Origin of the sequence: Adlercreutzia sp. ZJ138, assembly GCF_011038935.1 — a bacterium.
GTDB lineage: Bacteria > Actinomycetota > Coriobacteriia > Coriobacteriales > Eggerthellaceae > ZJ141.
The window spans coordinates 1-5,361 of the sequence record NZ_JAAKEA010000040.1 but is presented as its reverse complement, the minus strand read 5'-3'; the positions used below and the strand labels follow the sequence as shown (position 1 = coordinate 5,361).

The 5,361-nt window shown below is 57.6% G+C and carries 3 rRNA genes; all 3 read right to left on the bottom strand.

Annotation, left to right across the window (positions count from 1 at the left end):
- Nucleotides 1-17: 17 nt before the first annotated feature.
- Nucleotides 18-133: ribosomal RNA gene (rrf, locus tag G7Y43_RS10495) — 5S ribosomal RNA — on the bottom strand.
- A gap of 171 nt (nt 134-304) precedes the next feature.
- Nucleotides 305-3,297, bottom strand: a 23S ribosomal RNA gene (locus tag G7Y43_RS10490).
- Nucleotides 3,298-3,611: 314 nt separating this feature from the next.
- Nucleotides 3,612-5,120, bottom strand: a 16S ribosomal RNA gene (locus tag G7Y43_RS10485).
- The 16S, 23S and 5S rRNA genes sit together here, the layout of an rRNA operon.
- Nucleotides 5,121-5,361: the final 241 nt, after the last annotated feature.

Sequence of the window (5,361 nt, the reverse complement as noted above, 5' to 3'; positions counted from 1 at the left end):
CACACATGTGCCCCCCGCGAGCGCGGCACCCTATCCTCCCACGGGCTTGCCCCGCAGTACTTTCGGCGATGGCGGGCTTAACTACCGAGTTCGGAACGGTATCGGGTGTGTCCCCGCCTCCATGGCCACGCTCGCGGGGGGCACACCGTTTGGTGATTTGCCCAACGCGTCGCGTCTATACGACACCTTGTGAGTAGCGCATCTTTCGCTACCCTGGCGGTTGCATAGCGCACAGTAATCAACTGATTATAGCTAACAAAGACGAATCGCTTTAGACTCAACACTGCTTATGCGAGAGTAGAGAAAAACAAAGAGCTCGGGCGATTAGTGGCGCTTAGCTCAAACGGTTGCCCGCCTTACACTTGCGCTCTATCAACCTTTTGGTCTTAAAGGGCCCTTACCAAAAAGGGAGCTCATCTTGGAGGCGGCTTCCCACTTAGATGCCTTCAGCGGTTATCCGTTCCGGACGCGGCTAAGCAGCGATGCCGTTGGTCGACAACTGCTGCACCGGAGGTCCGTCCACCCCGGTCCTCTCGTACTAGGGGCAGCTCTCCTCAACTCCCTTACGCCTGCGGAGGATAGGGACCGAACTGTCTCACGACGTTCTGAACCCAGCTCGCGTACCGCTTTGAATGGCGAACAGCCATACCCTTGGGACCGACTTCAGCCCCAGGATGCGATGAGCCGACATCGAGGTGCCAAACCTTGCCGTCGATGTGGACTCTTGGGCAAGATCAGCCTGTTATCCCCGGAGTACCTTTTATCCGTTGAGCGACGGCCCTTCCACGTGGTGCCGCCGGATCACTAGAGCCGACTTTCGTCCCTGCTCGGGATGTCCCCCTCGCAGTCAAGCTGGCTTACACTCTTGCGCTCTTAAGGGACGGTTGCCGACCGTCCTGAGCCAACCTTACGCGCGCCTCCGTTGCTTTTTGGGAGGCGACCGCCCCAGTCAAACTGCCCACCTGGCACGGTCCCCCCGCCGGATTCACGGACAGGGGTTAGGCCGCCGGAACGGAGGGGGCAGTATTCCAAGGGCGGCTCCACAGAAACTGGCGTCTCTGCTTCAAAGCCTCCTGCCTATCCTCTACGCGCCGAGCCAACGGCCAATGCCAAGCTGCAGTGAAGGTTCACGGGGTCTTTCCGTCCTTCCGCAGGTGGTTCGCATCTTCACGAACAATGCAATTTCACCGGGTCCATGGTTGAGACAGCGCCCAAGTCGTTACGCCATTCGTGCAGGTCGGAACTTACCCGACAAGGAATTTCGCTACCTTAGGACCGTTATAGTTACGGCCGCCGTTTACCGGGGCTTAGCTTCGGGGCTTCGCGCAAAATGCACTAACTCCTCCGCGTAACCTTCCGGCACCGGGCAGGCGTCAGACCCTATACATCGTCTTTTGACTTAAGCAGAGTCCTGTGTTTTTGGTAAACAGTCGCTTGGGCCTTTTCGCTGCGGCCGCCTAAAGCTTATATCCGGCATGCGGATCCACCTCAAGCGGCGCCCCTTCTCCCGAAGTTACGGGGCGATTATGCCGAGTTCCTTAACCATGGTTCTCCCGATCGCCTCGGTATGCTCTACCTGCCTACCTGTGTCGGTTTTGGTACGGGCGCCAACACATCTCCCTAGAGGTTTTTTTCAGAAGCATGGGATCACCGACTTCACCGTATGGCTTCGTCTCGCGTCTCAAGTTTGTAACACACCGCTGATTTCCATGCGGTGTACCCTACACGCTTTCACGGGGACGTCCAGAACCCCGCTCGGCTACCCTTCTCCGTCGCCCCATCGGTAATATCGAAGTGTTGGCGGTACAGGAATATCTACCTGTTGTGCATCGGCTACGCCTTTCGGCCTTACCTTAGCTCCCGACTGACCCTGGGGGGATTAGCCTTCCCCAGGAACCCTTAGGCATTCGGCGGCGGCGTTTCTCACGCCGCTTTCGTTACTCATGCCAGCATCCTCACTTGCGCGCGGTCCACTATCGGTTACCCGTATAGCTTCATCCTGCGCGCAACGCTCCCCTACCGATCAGAAAAATTCCGATCCCGCCGCTTCGGCGCCGTGCTTGAGCCCCGTGAATTGTCGGCGCATGTCCACTCGGCCAGTGAGCTATTACGCACTCTTTGAATGCATGGCTGCTTCTAAGCCAACATCCTGGCTGTCTGGGCAAACGCACATCCTTTGCCACTTAACACGGACTTAGGGGCCTTAGCGGGCGGTCTGGGCTGTTTCCCTTTTGAGCGTGCGGCTTAGCCCACACGCTCTGACTCCCGCCTTTTAATCCCGCTGTGTTCGGAGTTCGGCTCCCGTCGGCAGGCTTTGACGCCCCCTCGAGGATCCGGTGCTCTACCGCCGCGGGGAAACAGGCGGGGCTAGCCCTAAAGCTATTTCGGGGAGAACGAGATATCTCCGGGTTTGATTGGCCTTTCACCCCTACCCACAGGTCATCCCCTCCGTTTTCAACCGAAGTGGGTTCGGCCCTCCACGGGGTCTTACCCCCGCTTCAGCCTGCCCATGGGTAGCTCACCCGGCTTCGCGTCCGCGGCGCGCGACTCAAAGTCGCCCGTTTTAAGACTTGCTTTCGCTACGGCTCGGTTTATCCTTAACCTCGCCGCGCACCGCGACTCGCTGGCTCATTCTACAAAAGGCACGCCGTCACAGTGCATATTGACTGCTCCGACTGCTTGTGGGCGCACGGTTTCAGGCACTATTTCACTCCCCTCTCGGGGTGCTTTTCACCTTTCCCTCACGGTACTGGTTCGCTATCGGTCGCGGGAGAGTGTTTAGCCTTGGAGGGTGGTCCCCCCAGCTTCGGACCGCCTTTCACGTGAGCGGCCCTACTCGGGAACACAATCTGGGGCTTATCTGACTTCGCATACAGGGCTTTCACCTTGTTTCGCCGGCCTTCCCAGGCCGTTTTGCTACCAGATAAGTTTGTAACCCCATAGACAGATTTCGGGCCTGTCAGGTATGTGTCCCACAACCCCCATACGGCATAAGCCCCGAAGCTTTACCGCGCGCATGGGTTTGGGCTTACCCGGTTTCGCTCGCCGCTACTACCGGGATCTCGGTTGATTTCTCTTTCCTCAGGGTACTTAGATGTTTCAGTTCCCCTGGTTGCCTCCTCACACCCTATTTTATTCAGGTGCGGGTAACAGGGCATGACCCCTGTTGGGTTCCCCCATTCGGGCATCTTCGGATCTAAGGCTGTTTGCGCCTCCCCGAAGCTTATCGCAGCTTGCCACGCCCTTCATCGACTTCCCGCGCCAAGGCATCCGCCGTGCGCCTTTTCTATCTTTGTCTCTCTTCTTATGTTTTTAGAGACTCTCGCGACTTAATCTTTAAGCCGCGCATAATCTATTTGGTATCTACATATCGATACAATTGCGATCGTTTCGATGCTATATCGTCATCAGCTATTTGATGACATATGATCGATTACTGTAACGCTATGCAACTGTCAAGGTGCGAAGATGTTTACAAGCCCATCTGTGTCAGAGACCTTGAGGGCCGAATACTGTAAGGACAGATTAGGACGCCGGATACGATATCCGAACAGTCTGGGTAGGTTTTTCTTAAGTTTGTCTTTCTTTGGGTATGTATTGTATCTCCCTAGAAAGGAGGTGATCCAGCCGCACCTTCCGGTACGGCTACCTTGTTACGACTTCACCCCCCTCACCCCCCGCACCTTCGACGCCTCCGCCCCTTTCAGGTTCGGCCGGCGGCTTCGGGTGCAGACGACTCGGGTGGTGTGACGGGCGGTGTGTACAAGGCCCGGGAACGTATTCACCGCGGCATGCTGATCCGCGATTACTAGCAACTCCGACTTCACGCAGGCGGGTTGCAGCCTGCGATCCGAACTGGGGCCGGCTTTAGGGATCCGCTCCTGATCGCTCAGTGGCAACCCTTTGTACCGGCCATTGTAGCACGTGTGCAGCCCAGGACATAAGGGGCATGATGACTTGACGTCGTCCCCACCTTCCTCCGGCTTGACGCCGGCAGTCCCCCGCGAGTCCCCAACTCAATGCTGGCAACGCGGGGCAGGGGTTGCGCTCGTTGCGGGACTTAACCCAACATCTCACGACACGAGCTGACGACAGCCATGCACCACCTGCACGCGCTCCTACTCGGCCACCGGGTTTCCCCGGCTTCACGCGCATGTCAAGCCCTGGTAAGGTTCTTCGCGTTGCTTCGAATTAAGCCACATGCTCCGCTGCTTGTGCGGGCCCCCGTCAATTCCTTTGAGTTTTAGCCTTGCGGCCGTACTCCCCAGGCGGGGCGCTTAATGCGTTAGCTTCGGCACGGAGAGAGTATCTCCCCACACCTAGCGCCCATCGTTTACGGCTGGGACTACCAGGGTATCTAATCCTGTTTGCTCCCCCAGCTTTCGCGCCTCAGCGTCGGTGACGGCCCAGCAGGCTGCCTTCGCCATCGGCGTTCCTCCGAATATCTGCGCATTCCACCGCTACACTCGGAATTCCGCCTGCCCCTACCGCACCCGAGCCGCCCAGTTCGGGACCCGGCCCGGGGTTGAGCCCCGGGATTAGAGGTCCCGCTTAGGTGGCCGCCTGCGCGCGCTTTACGCCCAATGAATCCGGATAACGCTTGCCCCCTACGTATTACCGCGGCTGCTGGCACGTAGTTAGCCGGGGCTTCTTCTGCAGGTACCGTCATTATTCTTCCCTGCTGAAAGCGGTTTACGGCCCGAAGGCCTTCATCCCGCACGCGGCGTTGCTGCGTCAGGGTTTCCCCCATTGCGCAAAATTCCCCACTGCTGCCTCCCGTAGGAGTCTGGGCCGTATCTCAGTCCCAATGCGGCCGGTCGGTCTCTCAACCCGGCTACCCGTCGAAAGCTAGGTGGGCCACTACCCCGCCTACTACCTGATGGGCCGCGGCCCCATCCCCTGCCGTATACGCTTTCCCACATAAAGCATGCGCTTTGCGTGGAGTATCCGGTATTAGCCTCGGTTTCCCGAGGTTGTCCCGAAGCAGAGGGTAGGTTGGCCACGTGTTACTCGCCCGTTCGCCACTCTATCAGCGCTAAAAAGCGCGTTTCCCGTTCGACTTGCATGTGTTAGGCACGCCGCCAGCGTTCATCCTGAGCCAGGATCAAACTCTCCGTTGAAAGAAAACGCATGAGTATGTGTGTATATATGCTCATGCGCCTGTTCATTTCTTTTCCCACGTACTGTTTGGTTGTATCCATATACATCATCTGGCGTCCGCAAACGAAGAACTTATTTATCGTCTTCGAAATGTCTGCCTCACAGTATCCGGTTCTCAAGGTCCCTAACCTGCATAAGACCTGCTCTCTTTGGTCTTATCAGGGCTTGTGTTTGCTTTCGAGGTCTCCCCCGAAGCGCAAG